Genomic DNA, 16,915 nt, shown 5'->3' with positions numbered 1-16,915 from the left:
CTGTGATTGCAATAGAACGTAAACGATATATTATGCAGCAGTTAAGTGAAAAAGGCATTATTAATTTAAAAGAGATAGCAAAAGAATTAAAAATATCAGAGATTACAGCCCGCCGTGATTTTGAAAAATTAGAAGCAGAGGGCAAGCTGAAAAGGGTCCTGGGCGGAGCTACTCTGGATATTGATCAGGAAATGCCTCCGGATGGAGCAGAGCTTACAATGAAAGAAAAGAAAATGCTTCATAAAAAGGAAAAGGAACGGATTGCCGAATTTGCAGCCCAATTTGTTCAGGATGAGGACAGTGTATTCCTGGATGCAGGGACTTCCATGGTTCCTCTTATGCGGATACTTGAGAAAAGAAAAATTAAAATAGTGACATACAATGAACTACTGATCTGCGGCATTCACAATCCGGTTGCTGAGATATTCGTGGTAGGCGGGCAGCACCGCCCGTATTATAGCATGAACGTAGGCCCTGTTGCCCAGGATGTGCTAAAGCAGTTTTATTTTAACAAGGCATTTCTGGGATGCTCCGGCGTGGATTTTTCCCAGGAAATGGTATACACTACGGAGATGGAGAGTCTTCTCATGAAAAGGATTGCTTTGGAAAATGCATATGAATCCTATCTCCTGGTAGATCACAGTAAGATCGGGAGAAGAAATTATTTAAAACTGGCTGAAACATCTCTTTTTACCAGTATAATCTGTGATAAAAGTGCGGATGAGGAAGACCGTGATTATCCGGATAACGTCAGATTTGTATAAAAACTTATTAAGAAGTGTACACAATGAATGGAAAAATCATGTCAGACGATAATCATTATATATGGCATGATTTTTTTTATTATACAAATGATAAAAAATGATAAAAGAAAGATTTGTGTTGCAATAAAAGATAAAAAATGATAAAAAATGATTGAGATTGAATATGAGTTGTGTTATAATGTGTTTATCATAGAAGGAAATCAAAAAGCGAGGAGGATTCATAATGAAGACGCAGGACCCAAAGAAAAGAAAGATTCTTGAATCATTCAAAGATGGGTTAATTGTATCTTGTCAGGTACAGCACGATGATCCTATTTACAGCGATGATATTGTGGTAAAGATGGCACAAGCCGCTGAATGGGCGGGAGCAGTGGGAATCAGAGCTAATTCACCGGAACAGATCCGGGCGATCCGGGCAGCGGTGAACCTTCCTATTATCGGCCTGTATAAGATCTGGCACGATGATACGGATGTGTTTATTACACCAACCCTGGAAGCGGCAAAGGAGGTATGGGAGGCAGGGGCTGATATAATTGCCATGGATTGTACGGAACAGATCACTCACGAAAAGACGGTTGCTTTTGAGCTGCTTCCAAAGGTAAAGGAGGCAATTCCGGAAGCAATGACCTTTGCAGATATCTCTACATATGATGAGGCAAAACGCGCGGTTGAAATGGGCGCAGATATAGTGGGGCCTACGCTTTATGGATATACGGCAGCAACAAAAGATATTGAATTGCCTGATTTAAGAGAATTTGCAAGAATGTGCAGGGATTTTGGAAATGATGCGTACATGGTTATGGAAGGTCATATCTATACCCCGGAAGATGCGATGAAATGCATATTCCTGGGAGCCCACACGGTAGTGGTAGGAAGCGCCATCACCAGGCCTCATCTTACAGCAAAGCGTTTCGTGGATTTATTGGGCGGTTACCAGGATAACTGGAGGGAAGCAGAAAGAAGCAAGCATATATTGCAGCACGTTATGACAGCCGGGCTGGAATCTGTGAAATAGACACAGAAAACATAAAGCTTTGCGGCAGTGGAGATTATGGGGGAACAAATCGTTTCTTATAAAGTATTGCAACTAAAAAACATTGTAAATGTATAGGAGGGAATATGTTTTTAAGAGTAGACGACCGTTTGGTGCATGGACAGGTAGTAACAGCGTGGTTGAAGCAGCTAAAAGCAAAGGTGATTATTGCGGTTGATGATACGGCGGCAACCAATATAATTATTACAAAAGCCTTGAAAATGGCAACTCCAAGGAATGTAGAACTGGTTGTAGCAACCGTAGAGGATGGGCTGAAGGTCCTGTCAAAGTACGATGAAAATGATGTAATGGTTATCACAAAAGCGCCGGTGACTGCAAAGCGGATCATAGATGCAAATCCCGATTATAAGTGGACCTTAAATGTTGGGAATGTGGGTATGGCAGAGGGAAGAAAGAAGTTCGCCCAGACCGTTCATTTGGATGAAGAGAATTATGCAGCCATATGTGGGTTAAAGGATTACAAAAATGTGGAAATTTTCATGCAGACAGTACCCGGACAGCCGGAAAACCGGTTCTGAGGATAAGGAGGAGAGATTATGACATTATTGCAAGCAGTTCTTATTGCGCTTTTTGCCTATTTGGCCTGGATTGCGACTCCGTGGCTGGGAGGACAGGGTATTTCCTATCATGTGTTTGGGAAGCCTCTTGTGGCAGGATTGATCGTAGGCCTTATAATGGGGGATGTGAAAAACGGCATCATTATCGGAGCTACCATCAATGCATTGTATATCGGCGCCGTAACTCCGGGAGGAGCAATGGCATCTGATATCAATATTGCTGGATATGTGGGTACTGCTCTCGCCCTATCTACGGGGGTATCCGCAGAAATGGCCGTGTCCATAGCTGTTCCTCTGGGGCTGGTCGGGACATTTGTATGGCAGTTGTTTGCCACCATCAATTCCTTTCTGGTACATAAAACAGATAAATATGCGGCGGAGGGCAATGTGGCAAAGCTCACTTTCATGACTCTGGGACTGCCTCAAATGATTGCTTTTGTACTTCGTTTTGTACCGGTATTTTTAGTATTGTACTTTGGAGCCTCTGCTGCCCAGAATATTGTTCAGCTCATACCGGAGTGGCTTACAAAGGCCATCACTGTCATCGGTGGGATGCTTCCTGCATTAGGTATGGCTGTTCTTCTTAAAATGCTCCTGTCAACCCCATCCCTTCTGGGATATTTCATACTTGGTTTTATACTGATTGCAGCACTGGGACTGCCTATCTTTACAGTGGCGTTAATTGGAGCTGCCCTGGCTATGATCAGCATGTTGGGCAAGGCAAATCAAGAGGAGGTTTACAGATGAGCGGAAATCATGATAATATGGAAGTGACGAAAAAGGATATATATAAAGTAGGGATCCGGTGGCTGCTGTCCAACACATCTGCATGGAACTGGGAACGTATGCAGAATGTGGCGTTTGCCTGGAGTATGGTGCCTGTTCTGAAAAAGATATGCAAAAATAAAGAGGAACTGGGAGCCGCATTAAGCCGCCATATGTCGTTTTTTAATACGGAACCCACAATTGGTACCCCATTGATCGGTGCTGTTGCTGCTATGGAGGTTCAAAGGGCAAAGGGCGAAGATATTCCGGATGATGTCTTTAATGCGATCAAATCCGGTCTCATGGGACCGATGGCTGCATTAGGAGATTCCCTTTTTGCCAGCACGGGTAATGCGCTTTTGTTAAGCTTTGGCATGGGGCTGGCACTGGAAGGGAATGTTCTCGGCCCCATTATTTTCATGGTGCTTTGGTCGGCTGTTACGTTGGGATTTTCCATGTGGGGTGTCCAGTTCGGATTCCGGGAAGGCTTAAAAATCATGGATTCCGAGATCTTCTCCCCGGCTATGATCGCGAAAGCAACGTCGTTTCTTTCCATTCTTGGACTTACGGTAGTAGGCGGATTGTCCGCCCAATTCGTATCCCTGTCCACACCGATTTCATGGACAAATGGAGAGAGCACTACACAACTGCAGACAATTTTAAATGGTTTAATGCCTGGTCTGCTTCCCTTTATAGTAGTCATGGCTATCTGGTACTTACATGATAAAAAGAATATGTCAGTAATAAAGCTTTTGATGATTTTAATTATAATCGGAGCAGCCGGTTCGCTTCTGCACATTTTATAAGGAGGAGCTATGGTTAATATTTTAACGATGACCCATGGGGAGATGGCCGAAGGGATGTATCAGACGGTTAAAATGGTGATTGGAGAACAGGAAAATTTTTCGTACCTGCCATTCCGTCCGGACCAGTCTCTTGAAAACCTGATCGGTACGTTAAAAAGCAAGCTGGAGGAATTTAAAAATGACCTGCCATGTCTGGTGCTGGTTGACTTATTTGGCGGTTCGCCTTCCAATGCGATTGTGCATCTGATTGCGGAGGGATATGATCTGCAGGCGGTGGCCGGAGTCAATCTTCCAATGCTGATAACGGCTTTGACGGAAAGGGAGATTTATTCTTCTGTTGAAGAATTTACTGGATATATCCGGTCCGCCGGCTCGGAAGGCGTAGTAAATATTGTGGAAAAATTGATGGAAGAGTAAGCGGCAAGAGAACGGACTGCGGATTGAAATTTCGCTAGTCCGTTCTTGTAGTAAAAAATATGGGGTTGGAGCAGATTTCGTTAGTTTCAGTGTTACAATGGTCTGGGATGTCAAGGGGACTTGGAATCATATGCTCTATACCGGGAGAAAAAGCGGAATGAGCATAAGCAGATAAAAAAATGGGAGAGTCGTAGATGATAACAGAAAACAATATGCCTTGCAGAGTGAAAATGATTTTTAGTGATATAGATGGAACGTTACTTGACAGCAGCCATCAGGTAACTGATGGAACTCGCAATAAGATCATAGAGCTGGAACAAAAAGGGATACCGTTTGTTTTGGTTTCAGCAAGAATGCCGGAAGGAGTGGTGAGTATTCAGCGTCAGATCGGCAATCATAGCCCTATTATTAGCTATAGCGGGGGGTTGATCCATGATGCAAACAGAAGAATATTGTATAGCTGTCTTCTGGAGCTGGATAAGGCATTAACAATTAAAGAAGTATTGGAAAGGGAATTTCCACAGATATGCTGCAATACTTATGGCTATGAAAAATGGATTGTAGACAATGCCGGTAATCCATGGGTCCGGAGAGAGGAAAAGATCACTGGGTTGAATGCAGCAGAAGGGGATATAAAAAAAGAGTTTGTGAAGGAAAGAGGAATCCACAAGTTTCTATTGATGGGGGAGGCGGAGGAAATACATAATGTGGAAATCTGGTTAAGAAAGGATTATCCGGAATTATCGATTGCTCTGTCTAATGAAAATTATCTGGAAGTTATGCATGGAAGTGTAAAGAAATCAGCGGGAATAAGCTACTTATGCAATTATCGGGGAATTTCCCTGGAGGAAGCCATGGCATTCGGTGACGGGCATAATGATATCGACATGCTAAAGGCTGTGAAATATAGCTATGCCATGGGAAATGCGCCGAAGGAGGTAAAAGAAAGTGCAGTATTTGTAACACTGGATAATGATCACGAAGGGGTTCTTGCTGTTATAAAAGAGTTGAATTGATGCCGGTTCTGCATAACATGTCCCTTAGTTTGGGAGATCATGACGTTTGCATGGGGAACTTCTGTTAGCTGAAACTGGTTTTAATAATAAAATGGATATTAATTATGAAATCATCAATGATATGTTAAAACAGAATGAAATTCCAGATCGCCGCCGGATGGTACCGGATCAGGATTGAAAAATAAGAAAGTCTGAAATAAAAACATTTTGGATGTTGTGGAATTAATTTGAGGATATTGATTCTGCTGCATCCTTTTATATATAATTACCTATGGAATATGATTTTTGGCATAAAAAAACTCCCCGAGTAGGACTTGAACCTACGACCCAACGGTTAACAGCCGTTTGCTCTACCGACTGAGCTATCGAGGAATACATGACTTATTATACCCAAAAAGAGAAATATGTCAATAGGAAAAATGAAGAAATTAAAAAAGTGCGGGAGATGGGACTTGAACCCACACGTCTATACAGACACAAGATCCTTAGTCTTAGGAATTTATATTTCTATATGTTTTTCTTTCTTACTCATTCAACAGAATGCCCTTATACGTTTAAGTTCCTTTTTAAAATCGAATGAATAAAGATTTTTCTTAATCCAGGACAGATTGTCGGGAGATTTTCTTGATGATTCCCGATATTTTTTATTCATCATGCCAATGGCCTGCTGTTTTCCAAAAGCAAGATAAAAACCTTTCCCGAAATCTTTATATCCTCGTCCTGCTTCCAGATTTATCGTTGCTAATGTATATGGGGTGCCATGATACAATTTAATTGGCATTAATATATTCCTCCAATTCACGCTGCATTTCTTCCATAGGAAGTCCATCAAATATATCTGGGCATTCTGCTATATAATTCAGAATTTTCTTTTTATTGTTTAATTCCAGGAAATCCTGTACAGAACTGTGATGGCGTTTCATGTAGTTTTGAGTGATTGTGTGCATGAGATAGATATTATTATTAATTCTCTTATCACCGGCCATATATTGAACCCCCTTTCACTTCTTTATAAATCAAAAATCGTTTTTGTCGTTTTGTTCCATAACAGCGGGTGGATGCTTGGTTTATATTGTACATTCTACGAATATTATACATGGTTTGAAGCCATAATTCAATTCATTAAATATATATATATGTATTATATGGCTATGCGTAGCTTCTTTATACTGCGATTATATAGATATACATTGTCGGATAATCTGTCTTCAACCGCCACTTCCGCCTGGTTTACATATTTAACCAATTCCTGAAACTCCCGAAAATCTATATCATTATCAATGGGGAGCAGTAAAACTTCATGGACAGAAGATGGCAATATTATGAGATCACAATTTTCAGAAATAAAATTTTTGAAATGAATTACGCTGATAATAATTTCTATATAAGAAGACATATCATAACATCCGAAAACAAAAATCGTAACGGCAGAGTTTATTATGGAATTCAGTTAAGCGCCATAGAGGAATGTACTAATGATAAAAACGCAGGGGATAATTTGCTCTTAAATAATAATAACTTACAGATAAGAGCATTTATCGAGATATCAGATGGCCTCAGAATTCTCCAATGTGGTTGACTTTTGTTGCTGCCAAATTGCTGTCAATTTTAAATTCTGCTAAAATGTCAATCAACTTCAGGGCCCAAATTATAACAGCAAAAAAAGGCTTAACCCCTTATATAATAAAGGGTTGAGCCTTACATACATTAATGCGGGAGATGGGACTTGAACCCACACGATCATACAACCACAAGATCCTTAGTCTTGCCTGTCTGCCAATTCCAGCACTCCCGCACAACGAACCTTATTTTAGCATCCCTGGGTGAAATTGTCAATATTTTATGAAAAATATATACAAAAAAAATATTTGAAAAATCTGGAGAAATATTGTTGACAGATAGGAGCTTGTATACTATAATAACTATTGTTGTTGCGAGAGATAACAACGAAATGCAGAAGTGGCGGAATTGGCAGACGCGCACGGTTCAGGTCCGTGTGGTAGCAATACCTTGAGGGTTCAAGTCCCTTCTTCTGCATGAGCTATACAAATAGTCATAAATGTATGGTTTTTTATTTCTTATATGACATGCGGGAGTGCTGGAATTGGCAGACAGGCAAGACTAAGGATCTTGTGGTTGTATGATCGTGTGGGTTCAAGTCCCATCTCCCGCAGTAAAAAAGTTTATAAAAACAAGTCGAATTCGAAAAAATTCGACTTGTTTTTATTTATATGATATCATGTAGAAAACTTAAATTTGAAGAAGAAGCGTTGAAGAAGTTAAGGAAAAGAGGAATCAAGGTGAGTGGGAATAAACCAATGCACATTTCGTTAACAGGAGAAAAAAGTCATAAGGTAAATATCCCTACAGGACAGGGGAGCTTTTCCATTGGAACAAAAGGAATATCTAAAGGAAAATATGATGTTTGGGTAGAAAAAGACAGCCTAATTAACTGGGATGCATTCGCTGAATACCTCCCTTATGGTGATTGGCCAAGATTTTTCTATTATTCAGGCAATGATAAAGGTTTTATTGATTGGTCTTCTAAACGGCCAATTGAAGATTTTCACTGGTGGCCACAAGAAAATGCTTCTGTTGATTTGACGAAAGCAAACATTAATAAAATTTTTATTCATACAGAAAAAAACAAAATTGAAGTTTCAACAGGTGATAAAATACGATTGCTTTCTCTTTCGGGCAATCTTAAAAATATTGATATAAAAAAATGCACCACCATTCCATATTTATATTTTTCGCCTCTTTGCTCACAAGCAGAAACCCGACTCTGCCAATTGCCTGTATACAAAGCATTGGAAAAAGCGGCTTCTGTTGATATAAACAGTTCACCCATGGGGATGGCTTTCGACTGCAAAAGTTTGTTGCAATTTCAAAATCTTACAAGTCTGAATCTCACAGGAAACTTGGCTAATTTGGAATCATTAACAGAATTGAAGCACCTTGAAAGAATCGGATTAAGATTTGTTCCCAACTTAACCAATATGCCGAAACTGATGAACTGGAAAAATTTAAAAAGTTTTATCGGTTGGAATATTGAAGAAACAGCAGGAAAGGTATTGAAGGCGGAACTTAACGAATTGTTGAAAGAAAAGGAGTTGGATTATTCAAGCGTATCCAAATTACGGAAAACAATATGGTTTACTACCGAATATGGTATTCCGTTTTCGGGATGGGAAGACAAGAACGCAAAAATTGCAACAAAAGCATACAAAGCTTGTTTGAAAGAGATAAAGAAATCAAAAACAGAAAGTGAAGTCCATGAAGCAATTATTAGGTTCATAGAAGTTATCAATCAATTAACAGACATTGAAACAAGCGAAAGGGAAGATGCAGGCACTGCTGTGAGCCAATTGATAGAATCTTCTGTTTTGGGAATATCGCAGAAAACAGGGAAAAAATGGTTTGATGAGATCAGGGACTTTTGACCTAATGACACATGATATTTTGTATTTTCGTGGACATACCTTGTTTCTCGCCAGAAAACGGAAGAATTTTTGCTGAGATATGATTAACAAATAACAGAATAAAAGCAAATCCCTGATCACGTGATTTTTTAGCGGCTGCGTTCTTCGTAATTGAAGAAATACAGCCGCTTTTTCTGTTTCACAAAGATGCTTTTAAACAGGGTATGAGGGAAGGGGAATTGGCTGAAAGATGTAAAGTGATTCTGCCTTCAAGGGCATTAAGTACATCTTTGTTTTGGAAAGAATCCCATTACTTGATCCTTGCAGAGAAACTGGCCTGGGACCGCAATCGTTGATGGCGCATGTCAAACTCCGTTTTCTCATTTGAGCAATGGATAATACAGCCTTTTCATTTACAGATTTTGATGCTCTATTCTATTTGTTGCATTTCGTTTACAAAAATTGCAGCTTACTTTATATTTCAGCCACTTCGTCTGCAAAAATTGCAGCTTATTTTACATTTCAGTCCGTATTCCCAAATTATGGTTTTTTTAATCTTTGTAACTGCTAAATTTAATACATATAAACTCAAATTTAATACATGTGCTTCCAAGATAGCCAAGTTTTATATAATACTTAGCAAGAAAAGTCTAATATCTTGATTTGGAAAAAATGCGGTGAGATTTAGACAACAATGGATTATGCAATTTGGATCATCTTTTATAAAGAAGTCATACGTTCATAGAATCCAGTGGATCCAAGTCACTACCTATATGATAGAATAACTGTTGCCTTATTAAGTGTGTGTAAACGAATAAAGGCATATTTTAGACCAACAGATTGCAGGAAAACTAAATGCAAATACTATAAATTCTGCTTGACATAAAGAGGAGGATAAATCGTGATTATCGCAATTTGTGATGACAATAAACAAGAACTGGAACAATGTAAAAAGCAATTAGAACTGTTGGCGTCAATTCATCAAGTCGATGTGGGATTTTCATTATATCACAAAGGTGAAGAGCTGCTGTTCCATTTGCAGAGTCTCAAGAGTTATCCAGACATTATTTATCTGGATATGAGAATGAATGGGATGCAGGGGGATGAGGTCGCCAGAAAGCTGAGAAGCCAGGGGTGTATCAGTGAAATTGTGTTTTTTACAGTTTCTAAAGATTTTTACACTACGGCATTTGATGTTAGGGCATTGCATTATGTTGTAAAAGGCGAAACAACGATAGAAAAATTCGAAGATATTTTTATGCTGGCAGTAAAATCAGTACAAGAAAAGCAAACGGAATACATTATGTGTACAGGTGCTGGTGAATTCCGAAAGATTGAGATTAAAAAGATTCATTACTTTGAAGTCCTAAAACGGATTGTGACCGTTTATTACGGTAGTGACCAGTTTAGTTTCTATTCGACCATTGGAAAAATTGAATTAAGGTTAAAGGATTACGGTTTTGTAAGAGTTCATAAGTCTTATGTGGCGGCAATATCTCATATCAGAACTATTTCATTTAAAGAAATAATATTGGATACGGGAGAGGTGCTGCCGGTAGGGAGATACTATTACTCAGAATTGAAGCGGGAAATGGAAGCATATGCTGAAGCGGGAACAGTGGTGTAGTTTGGATCAAAAAGACTGCTGTTTATCCACGAATCAATACAAATTGGAAAAAATGGGGTAAAGTAATGTTGAAAGGAATTGTTAGTCAAAACAAAGGAAATAACCAAAATCTATATGCAGATGGAATTTTTACAACGATCAGGTTATTAAAAAGATAGGATAGGGGGGCAGGTAATTGCAATTAAGGAAAAAGCTTCTTATGTTGCTATGTACGCTGTTGTTAACTATCCTATGTTGTGGAGTTGGGAATGCTGATACGCATCCTGCCTGCACCGGCGGCAAGCAGCATGAATTTGAAAGCCATATTTTAATACTGAACTCAGAAGAGTCAGAAGGTCAAGTTGAAAATGTATGTACCTTGTGTGGATATACTTACATAGAATATCTGCCGGCGACCGGTCATCATTACGGAAACTGGAAAGTGGTAGAAGAAAGACCGGAATCAGGAATAAGAATTGAGCGGAGAGAGTGTCAGGGATGCCATCGGGATGAAGTACGGACAGTCAGAATTGATCCGCCACCTCCGAATTCTGATTCCACTCAGGAAGAGGAGCCTGGTATCAATCCCATGGATTTTGTGTTATCGGCATCCGTTGGAGGCGTCTGGGGGTGTACGATAGCAGCCCTTTGGTACAATAGTTTGGTTTTAAACTGGTACAAAAGAGAACGCGCCAAAGCACTTAAGAGGAGGTGATGACTTATAACAGTCAGTAATATTATTGAACTGATAATTTTAGCATGCAGCATTCCGGCTGCTGCATGCATCATTGCAGGCAGTAACCGAAAAGTCAAAGATCTGGACGGTTTAGGCGATGTTGTGAAAGAAGAAGGCAGAGAGGGTATCGTAGTAGCCCATTGTTAATCATGCAAAACACAGGTGAAGATATGGATAAAAACCGGAAAAGAATTGGAAAGCTTGTTAAGCTGTATGCAAGTGCGGGTTTGATAGTAACCTTAATAGCTGCTGTTTCGTTAGCCTCTTTTGCAGAGACGAGGCACATTGAAAGTTCGTTTGGTGTAAAAGCAAAGGGAGAAAGAGCCAGAACAATGGCAACGTCTTCAAAAGCGTCGAAATCATTGGCGGCGCCGTTATCTGGAGGATTATCGGACCATCTGAGTTTGCAGGAACTGCTGCAGCAGGAAGCGGACAATGAGAATGCAATTATTCCCACATGGTTTCAGGTTTCGTTAAATGGAATTGCTATTGTTGACAGTGATAATTGGAATATTACCTTAAATGAAAATCAGAAAATCAAACCGAATACTGCTGTTAAACACCAGTTAAAAGTGACCATATATCCACAAGCTTATGGATTGGGTGCCGGAGACAGTGTGACATGGAATCTGGGACGGATCGAAGGACTTTCCCTGGACAGTGAATTCTGGGAAGAGTTAGTACTAAGCGGCGGAGTCCATGTTGGAGATGCGATGCTTTGTTACACTGAGAACAGCGATGTCATCCTCTATACCGAGTTTACAGAAGAAATAAACTTGTATTCAAATATTACGATTACATATTGGTATGATTGTGGATTTGTTTCGGTAGACGAACCGACCTCCATTGTATTTGATTTACCTGGATATGAAGAACCGATTCCGGCGGTGCTTGTACCTGAGAACGAAACTACGACAGAACCGGAAGAAACGACTGCGGAGGAAAGCAGTCCGCAAGAGACAACAGAAGCAGAAACAACTGCGGAGGAAAGTAGTCCGCAAGAGACAACAGAGGCAGAAACAACTGCGAAGGAAAGTAGTCCGCAAGAGACAACAGAGGCAGAAACAACTGCGAAGGAAAGTAGTCCCCAGGAGACAACAGAGGCAGAAACAACTGTGGAGGAAAGCAGTCCCCAGGAGACAACTGCGAAGGAAACACCGCCAGAGACACATAATCCCACAAAAGATTATGGCTCAGGAGGGGATTCAAGTTCAAATAGAGGAACAACCACTTTAGCGAAAGAAACAACAACAAATCCTGAGACGATTCCGGAGAGTCCAACAGAGATTGAGACAGCAACGGATCCCCAGCCAGTAGAATCTCAGACCCAGGAACAGAATTCACAAAATGAGCAATCAGCAGGAAATGCCGGGGAATCAGATAAAGTATTGGATATCAACATTTCCTTTGGTGCAGAAGTTGCTGCCAGCCATGGAATGCAGTCCCGGGTACTTCCCGATGAGATACTTACATATAGAATGGTGCTTCGCAATGACAGTAAAGAAGAGATTAAGGATGTGCGTATCCGCGATTATCTTCCGGAGCATACCAGTTTTGTTTCTGCGGAAGACGACGGTATCTATGGTGTTGTCGATGGACGGCAGTATATAACCTGGATGCTGGAGAGTATCCTTCCGGGAGAAGAAAGAGAATTAACTTTTCAGGTAAAGGTGTTTCTTTGTACACCGCCGGATTTTTCGGTCAGGAATCAGGTTTACTGGCAGGCTGATGACAGCAGATCAATAAACAATCAGGAAAGGCCTGAGAATCAGGTGGACTTTCCAATGATCACTATTGGATAGAAAGGGTTATTGTACCTTTTATCATTAATTTTAATTATCAAAAAGGAGAGAAAAAAGATGAAAAAGAGACTCATAACAGCATTATTAGCAGGCGTGATGGTAACAAACATGGTGATACCGGCAATGGCTGATCCGGGAGGATCTGTTCCTTCATCAACCGGCACTGATGTATTGGCAGGTATTATTATCGAGGATAAGGATGCAAAGGTAAAAGTAGAAGTACCGACTCTGTTTGCATTCGTAGTAAAAGGTACTACTACGGTAAGTGATAGCAATCCTGTGACCAGTACCAACGGAGACATTTATCTTCCAAATGTAAAGGTAGACGTAACTACTCCGTCAGTAGGCGGGCAAGGTGCAGTTTATAACCTGCAAACAGAAGGAAATCTTGCCGTTGAAGGAAAACTGCCATTTACTAACTATTCTACCTTCAAGAATGCTTCAAACAAAAGAGAAGGTCTGGCAGTTAAGATTAATGGAAACATCAAGAATGAAGGGGATGACGCATCCAGAAAATACTGGACCCATACAACCAGTAACAACACCACATTAAATGATTTTAAGAAGTACAATATAAGCATTGATGGCAATAAGCTTGATACAGTGGCAAACGGTGGACTTCAGATGGCTGGTACCGGTATTAGCCTGGCAGCACCTAACACAGACCCATTAGGTGATTTAAGCTACTCTAACGTAGATAGTGATAATTATGCAATTGTAGGAGAGACTCATCATGCAAAGTTTGATGTACTTGTAGGTGGAAAAAAGGGCCAGTATACGCAGGTAGAAGAGTCTGCAAAGATTGGTAACATCGTATGGACAATCAGTACAGAGATGCAGAGTGATGTTAACACTGCACCAAACGGGACTTATCTTCAGCCTTAATAAAATTTAAGGAAAGCATATAAACGTCAATGATGATTAGTAAAAATCCCTGGAGAATCTCCGAAAAGGAGATTCTCCGGAGATTTGTTGTAAATAAACTGCAGGGGAATGCGCTGTTTACTTGCAAGAGATTTCCGGAACCAGCCAGAATGGAAAAGAGGAAAATAAATGAATCATATGGGACGATGGAAAAAATATAGAGTTAGGCTTATGGCAGTTGGATTTGTATGTATGGGCTGCCTGTGCTTTTCTGCGTCAGCAAGCGAAGGTCCGGCGTCCAACGTGTGGTTGAGTGTAACTCAGATACCATCAGAAGCAAGGGTATCGGTAACCGTACCTTTGGCGTATGGGTTTGTAGTTCGTGGAAGTGTTGATATCAGTGATACGTATCCGGTGTCATTAGAAAATGGAAACTTAATTGTGCCCAATGTAAAAGTACATGTCAGTGTACCTTCCGATTCCGGAACAGGAACAACGGCAGAGTTTGAATTGCAGACGATATCGGAACATACAATCCCAATCCTGAATTACTCAACGGATGTAAGAGAAGAGCATCTGGAAGAAGAGAATCCGCCGAGAGAGGGATTGCCGGTTGAGCTAAAGCCTTTTATTGCCGGCTATGACAGTGATGAAGGAAAGACGCATTACTGGAAGGCGGTAGGATATGATCCGACATGGGATGGAGCATCGTCACAGACTAATTTTAAAGAGTATCAGATGTTGATTGATAATGTTGCATTTTCTGATCCCGGACAGGTGACAATAAGTTATGAAGATAACAGTACGGAGCTTAAGGATGTATTTTGGTATGCAGATAAAATTGCTTTGAGCGCACCGGAAGGGGTGCTGACAAATGGATATACTGCGGCAGGAACTGCTCATACACCTTCCACAACATATGTCTCGGTAGGTGTCAAGGCAGGCGGAATGCAGAGCGAGTATAAGCAGGTAGAAGAGTCGCTAAAAGTGGGAGCGATTTTTTGGCAGGTGATACCGGGAGAACTTTCGGAAGAAACGCCGTAAGTGATTTACAAATAGAAAGAAAGTAAAGGAATGGAAAAATGGAAGTGCAAAAAGAAAAGAAAAAAAGTAAGTTGTTATGGATCATAATTTTTCTCCTGTTGCTTCTGATCGGACTTGGATCAGGTATCTATTATCAGATGACTAAAGACAATAATTTAAGCCGCTTAACAAGAGATGAGTTGGCTTTGGGTGGTATGCTTCCAGGTAAGACAGACCAGGAGATCGCGGATATATTAAGTTCCAAGGTAGCAGAAGGTATGGTGGATATCGGAATTGCGGCCGGGCCGGTATTTGAATATGGAGGAAAGAAAGGGCGGATTGCAATTGAGAATATTGCGGCAAACCATTATTCTTTCCAGGTGGATATCAGACTGGATGACACTGGAGATGTTGTTTATCAGTCGGGACTGATTGACCCGGGATTTTATATTGAATATATTGAGTTAGATAAAACACTTCAGGCAGGAGATTATCAGGCGACAGCACACTTTACCACATATTCTTTGGATGAGACTGAGGATAAGATTTCTGAAGCAAATGTAAAAATGGTACTTCATGTGATGGATGGCCTTTTCTATAAATGAAGTTAAATGACAACAAATTTCGCTATTGCTTAATGCTCATAACGGTTATCTGCTTGCTGGCCGGTTCGTTTTTTGTAGGCATGGGCTTACAGAAAATGTTCAGTAACCAGAAGACCCGTAAAGAATATGCCAAATCAGAACTTGAATGGAAACAGGAGCTGGCCGAAGGTGAAGATGATGCAATTGTAAGAGACTTGAGAAACCAGGAACTGGTCAAAAATATGAAATATGTTTCTTTGGAGCGTCAGATTTATTTTGATCATGCTGATGCAACCGGAGAAGCCAGGATTGCAAATGACAGAAAGAATGATTTTAGCTGTATGGTAAGAATTGTACGGGATGCAACCGGAGAAGTGGTTTATAAATCCGATTTGATTGAGCCTGGACATTATGTAGAAGAAATTCACTTGACCGGTGGTCTTAAACAAGGGTTTTATCCTTGTACTGCAGTCTGGAGCTTTTATACACAAGGTGAAGAATATGCAGGTGAGACAGCTTGGAAGGTAGTCGTAGTTATTAAGTCTGCCAATGAAAAGTCAAGAGAAAACGGATAAGATTTCCAAGAAAAAACAGCAGTTTAGCCTGCATAAATCCAACAGCCGCCAATGGACACGGCTGGATGTCGTGAACCTTACCCATAAATGCATTGTAGCAGAACGGAGGTGGATATTATGGGTAGAAAGAGAATCCTTTTATCATGGCTGATATGTGGCCTGTTGTTTCTGTTTCTCTCTGTTCCTGTCTGGGCCGACGACAATAGTCTGGGCGGAGGAACAGTACCAAAAAGAAATGGGCGGACCGATATTATGGCAGGTGTAGTCGTTGATTATATGGGGAAATTACGTTTTCTGGTCCTGGACAGAGACCATAATAATCCGATTGCAGGTGTGTCAGTGGAAATCTTTATCCCAAGTCTGAATCGTTATGTTTTGTTTGGTTTAACGGACAGTGACGGTATTTATGAGTTGGATGTGGCATATAACATGGCCTCTTTTGTATCGGACAGTGACCAGTTCATTAAGAACGATCAGAATTATACGTTTAATGGTACATTAGTGTATCTAAACGATAATAATATTCAGTACCGGCTTTATAAAGCTGGCTGGCTTCCCTACCCTCACAACGGAAGTTATATATTGAAGGGGGAAAAGGTTCCTGAAACAATTTCCATAAAATTGTATCAGGAGAAGAAGGGCGAAGGTGGTAATGATAAAGAAAAAATACCCGATAAAACTGTTCCCGGGGGAAGCTTTCCCGGAGGCATTCCTTTAGATAAGCTCCCTTTCGATATTCCGGATAATATGCTTCCCTTAGGCAACGGGGAAGGAACCGGAACCGGCGGAATCCCCAAAACCGGCGTGGAAGGAGCACTTCTTTATTGGGTATATGGCTTAATATTCTTTCTGCTTGCAGGAGGAGCAATCTGGAAATTGTCAAAGTTGGATAATGAGAGCAAAGAGACGAAAAGGAGAGATTAG

At 40.6% G+C, this 16,915-nt stretch carries 21 protein-coding genes and 4 tRNA genes; 20 read left to right on the top strand and 5 right to left on the bottom strand.

Annotated features, from left to right (window positions below; genetic code table 11):
- The first annotated feature begins 2 nt into the window (after window positions 1-2).
- From ACYVD3_RS15780 to ACYVD3_RS15745, 8 genes are all read left to right on the top strand, one after another.
- On the top strand, window positions 3-764 hold the full coding sequence (locus ACYVD3_RS15780) for a DeoR/GlpR family DNA-binding transcription regulator (protein WP_460643436.1): 762 nt from the start codon (window positions 3-5) through the stop codon (window positions 762-764).
- Between the two features lie 223 nt (window positions 765-987).
- Window positions 988-1,779 (top strand): N-acetylmannosamine-6-phosphate 2-epimerase, encoded by a 792-nt coding sequence (locus tag ACYVD3_RS15775; RefSeq protein ID WP_460643435.1) that lies wholly within the window; start codon window positions 988-990, stop codon window positions 1,777-1,779.
- A gap of 104 nt (window positions 1,780-1,883) precedes the next feature.
- A complete protein-coding gene (locus tag ACYVD3_RS15770; protein ID WP_460643434.1) occupies window positions 1,884-2,336 on the top strand; it encodes a PTS sugar transporter subunit IIB in 453 nt (150 codons plus the stop codon).
- An 18-nt stretch (window positions 2,337-2,354) separates the two neighbouring features.
- Window positions 2,355-3,122 carry a PTS mannose/fructose/sorbose/N-acetylgalactosamine transporter subunit IIC gene (locus tag ACYVD3_RS15765; protein ID WP_460643433.1) on the top strand — a complete coding sequence of 256 codons (768 nt, stop codon included), beginning with the start codon at window positions 2,355-2,357 and terminating at the stop codon, window positions 3,120-3,122.
- On the top strand, window positions 3,119-3,946 hold the full coding sequence (locus ACYVD3_RS15760) for a PTS system mannose/fructose/sorbose family transporter subunit IID (protein WP_460643432.1): 828 nt from the start codon (window positions 3,119-3,121) through the stop codon (window positions 3,944-3,946). Before ACYVD3_RS15765 ends, ACYVD3_RS15760 begins: the two co-directional genes overlap by 4 nt.
- A 9-nt stretch (window positions 3,947-3,955) precedes the next feature.
- On the top strand, window positions 3,956-4,363 hold the full coding sequence (locus tag ACYVD3_RS15755; protein ID WP_460643431.1) for a PTS sugar transporter subunit IIA: 408 nt from the start codon (window positions 3,956-3,958) through the stop codon (window positions 4,361-4,363).
- 194 nt (window positions 4,364-4,557) lie between these two features.
- Window positions 4,558-5,379, top strand: a complete 822-nt coding sequence (locus tag ACYVD3_RS15750) for a Cof-type HAD-IIB family hydrolase (RefSeq protein ID WP_460643430.1) — start codon at window positions 4,558-4,560, stop codon at window positions 5,377-5,379.
- Window positions 5,380-5,425: 46 nt separating this feature from the next.
- A complete protein-coding gene (locus ACYVD3_RS15745; protein WP_460643429.1) occupies window positions 5,426-5,557 on the top strand; it encodes a hypothetical protein in 132 nt (43 codons plus the stop codon).
- Window positions 5,558-5,678: 121 nt separating this feature from the next.
- Here the strand turns inward: ACYVD3_RS15745 and ACYVD3_RS15740 are convergent.
- From ACYVD3_RS15740 to ACYVD3_RS15725, 4 genes are all read right to left on the bottom strand, one after another.
- A tRNA-Asn gene (locus tag ACYVD3_RS15740) sits at window positions 5,679-5,751 on the bottom strand.
- Between the two features lie 160 nt (window positions 5,752-5,911).
- Complete coding sequence (locus ACYVD3_RS15735) at window positions 5,912-6,160, bottom strand: DUF3990 domain-containing protein (RefSeq protein ID WP_460643428.1); 249 nt, start codon at window positions 6,158-6,160, stop codon at window positions 5,912-5,914.
- Window positions 6,150-6,365 carry a hypothetical protein gene (locus ACYVD3_RS15730; protein ID WP_460643427.1) on the bottom strand — a complete coding sequence of 72 codons (216 nt, stop codon included), beginning with the start codon at window positions 6,363-6,365 and terminating at the stop codon, window positions 6,150-6,152. Before ACYVD3_RS15730 ends, ACYVD3_RS15735 begins: the two co-directional genes overlap by 11 nt.
- A gap of 155 nt (window positions 6,366-6,520) precedes the next feature.
- Entirely contained in the window at window positions 6,521-6,775 is a 255-nt protein-coding gene (locus tag ACYVD3_RS15725; RefSeq protein WP_460643426.1) for a DUF5688 family protein, read from the bottom strand.
- Between ACYVD3_RS15725 and ACYVD3_RS15720 the strand changes: the two genes are divergently transcribed.
- Window positions 6,680-6,958: a hypothetical protein gene (locus ACYVD3_RS15720; RefSeq protein ID WP_460643553.1), complete on the top strand. Its 279-nt coding sequence runs from the start codon at window positions 6,680-6,682 to the stop codon at window positions 6,956-6,958. The two genes, ACYVD3_RS15725 and ACYVD3_RS15720, sit on opposite strands and share 96 nt — an antisense overlap.
- Before the next feature lie 132 nt (window positions 6,959-7,090).
- On the opposite strand, the gene ACYVD3_RS15715 is transcribed toward ACYVD3_RS15720, so the two are convergent.
- Window positions 7,091-7,174 (bottom strand) — tRNA-Leu (locus ACYVD3_RS15715).
- 158 nt (window positions 7,175-7,332) lie between these two features.
- On the opposite strand from ACYVD3_RS15715, the gene ACYVD3_RS15710 reads away from it, so the two are divergent.
- The 11 genes from ACYVD3_RS15710 (at window position 7,333) to ACYVD3_RS15660 (ending at window position 16,915) form a co-directional block, all read left to right on the top strand.
- Window positions 7,333-7,416, top strand: a tRNA-Leu gene (locus ACYVD3_RS15710).
- A 52-nt stretch (window positions 7,417-7,468) separates the two neighbouring features.
- Window positions 7,469-7,552, top strand: a tRNA-Leu gene (locus tag ACYVD3_RS15705).
- A gap of 127 nt (window positions 7,553-7,679) precedes the next feature.
- The gene (locus ACYVD3_RS15700) at window positions 7,680-8,822 is read left to right on the top strand and encodes a hypothetical protein (protein ID WP_460643425.1); all 1,143 of its coding nucleotides are present in this window, start codon (window positions 7,680-7,682) and stop codon (window positions 8,820-8,822) included.
- 880 nt (window positions 8,823-9,702) lie between these two features.
- A complete protein-coding gene (locus ACYVD3_RS15695) occupies window positions 9,703-10,428 on the top strand; it encodes a LytR/AlgR family response regulator transcription factor (RefSeq protein WP_460643424.1) in 726 nt (241 codons plus the stop codon).
- A gap of 175 nt (window positions 10,429-10,603) precedes the next feature.
- On the top strand, window positions 10,604-11,122 hold the full coding sequence (locus ACYVD3_RS15690; protein ID WP_460643423.1) for a hypothetical protein: 519 nt from the start codon (window positions 10,604-10,606) through the stop codon (window positions 11,120-11,122).
- A gap of 191 nt (window positions 11,123-11,313) precedes the next feature.
- Complete coding sequence (locus tag ACYVD3_RS15685; protein ID WP_460643422.1) at window positions 11,314-12,945, top strand: hypothetical protein; 1,632 nt, start codon at window positions 11,314-11,316, stop codon at window positions 12,943-12,945.
- Between the two features lie 57 nt (window positions 12,946-13,002).
- A complete protein-coding gene (locus ACYVD3_RS15680; RefSeq protein ID WP_460643421.1) occupies window positions 13,003-13,830 on the top strand; it encodes a hypothetical protein in 828 nt (275 codons plus the stop codon).
- Window positions 13,831-13,998: 168 nt separating this feature from the next.
- The gene (locus ACYVD3_RS15675; RefSeq protein ID WP_460643420.1) at window positions 13,999-14,853 is read left to right on the top strand and encodes a hypothetical protein; all 855 of its coding nucleotides are present in this window, start codon (window positions 13,999-14,001) and stop codon (window positions 14,851-14,853) included.
- Between the two features lie 38 nt (window positions 14,854-14,891).
- On the top strand, window positions 14,892-15,437 hold the full coding sequence (locus ACYVD3_RS15670; protein WP_460643419.1) for a hypothetical protein: 546 nt from the start codon (window positions 14,892-14,894) through the stop codon (window positions 15,435-15,437).
- Window positions 15,434-15,991, top strand: coding sequence for a hypothetical protein (locus ACYVD3_RS15665; protein WP_460643418.1), 558 nt, complete (start codon window positions 15,434-15,436; stop codon window positions 15,989-15,991). The genes ACYVD3_RS15670 and ACYVD3_RS15665 overlap by 4 nt, the downstream gene beginning before the upstream one ends.
- Before the next feature lie 117 nt (window positions 15,992-16,108).
- Window positions 16,109-16,915, top strand: a complete 807-nt coding sequence (locus tag ACYVD3_RS15660; protein WP_460643417.1) for a hypothetical protein — start codon at window positions 16,109-16,111, stop codon at window positions 16,913-16,915.

This window comes from Lacrimispora brassicae, from assembly GCF_054772055.1.
This window is presented reverse-complemented; position numbering and strand designations above follow the sequence as displayed.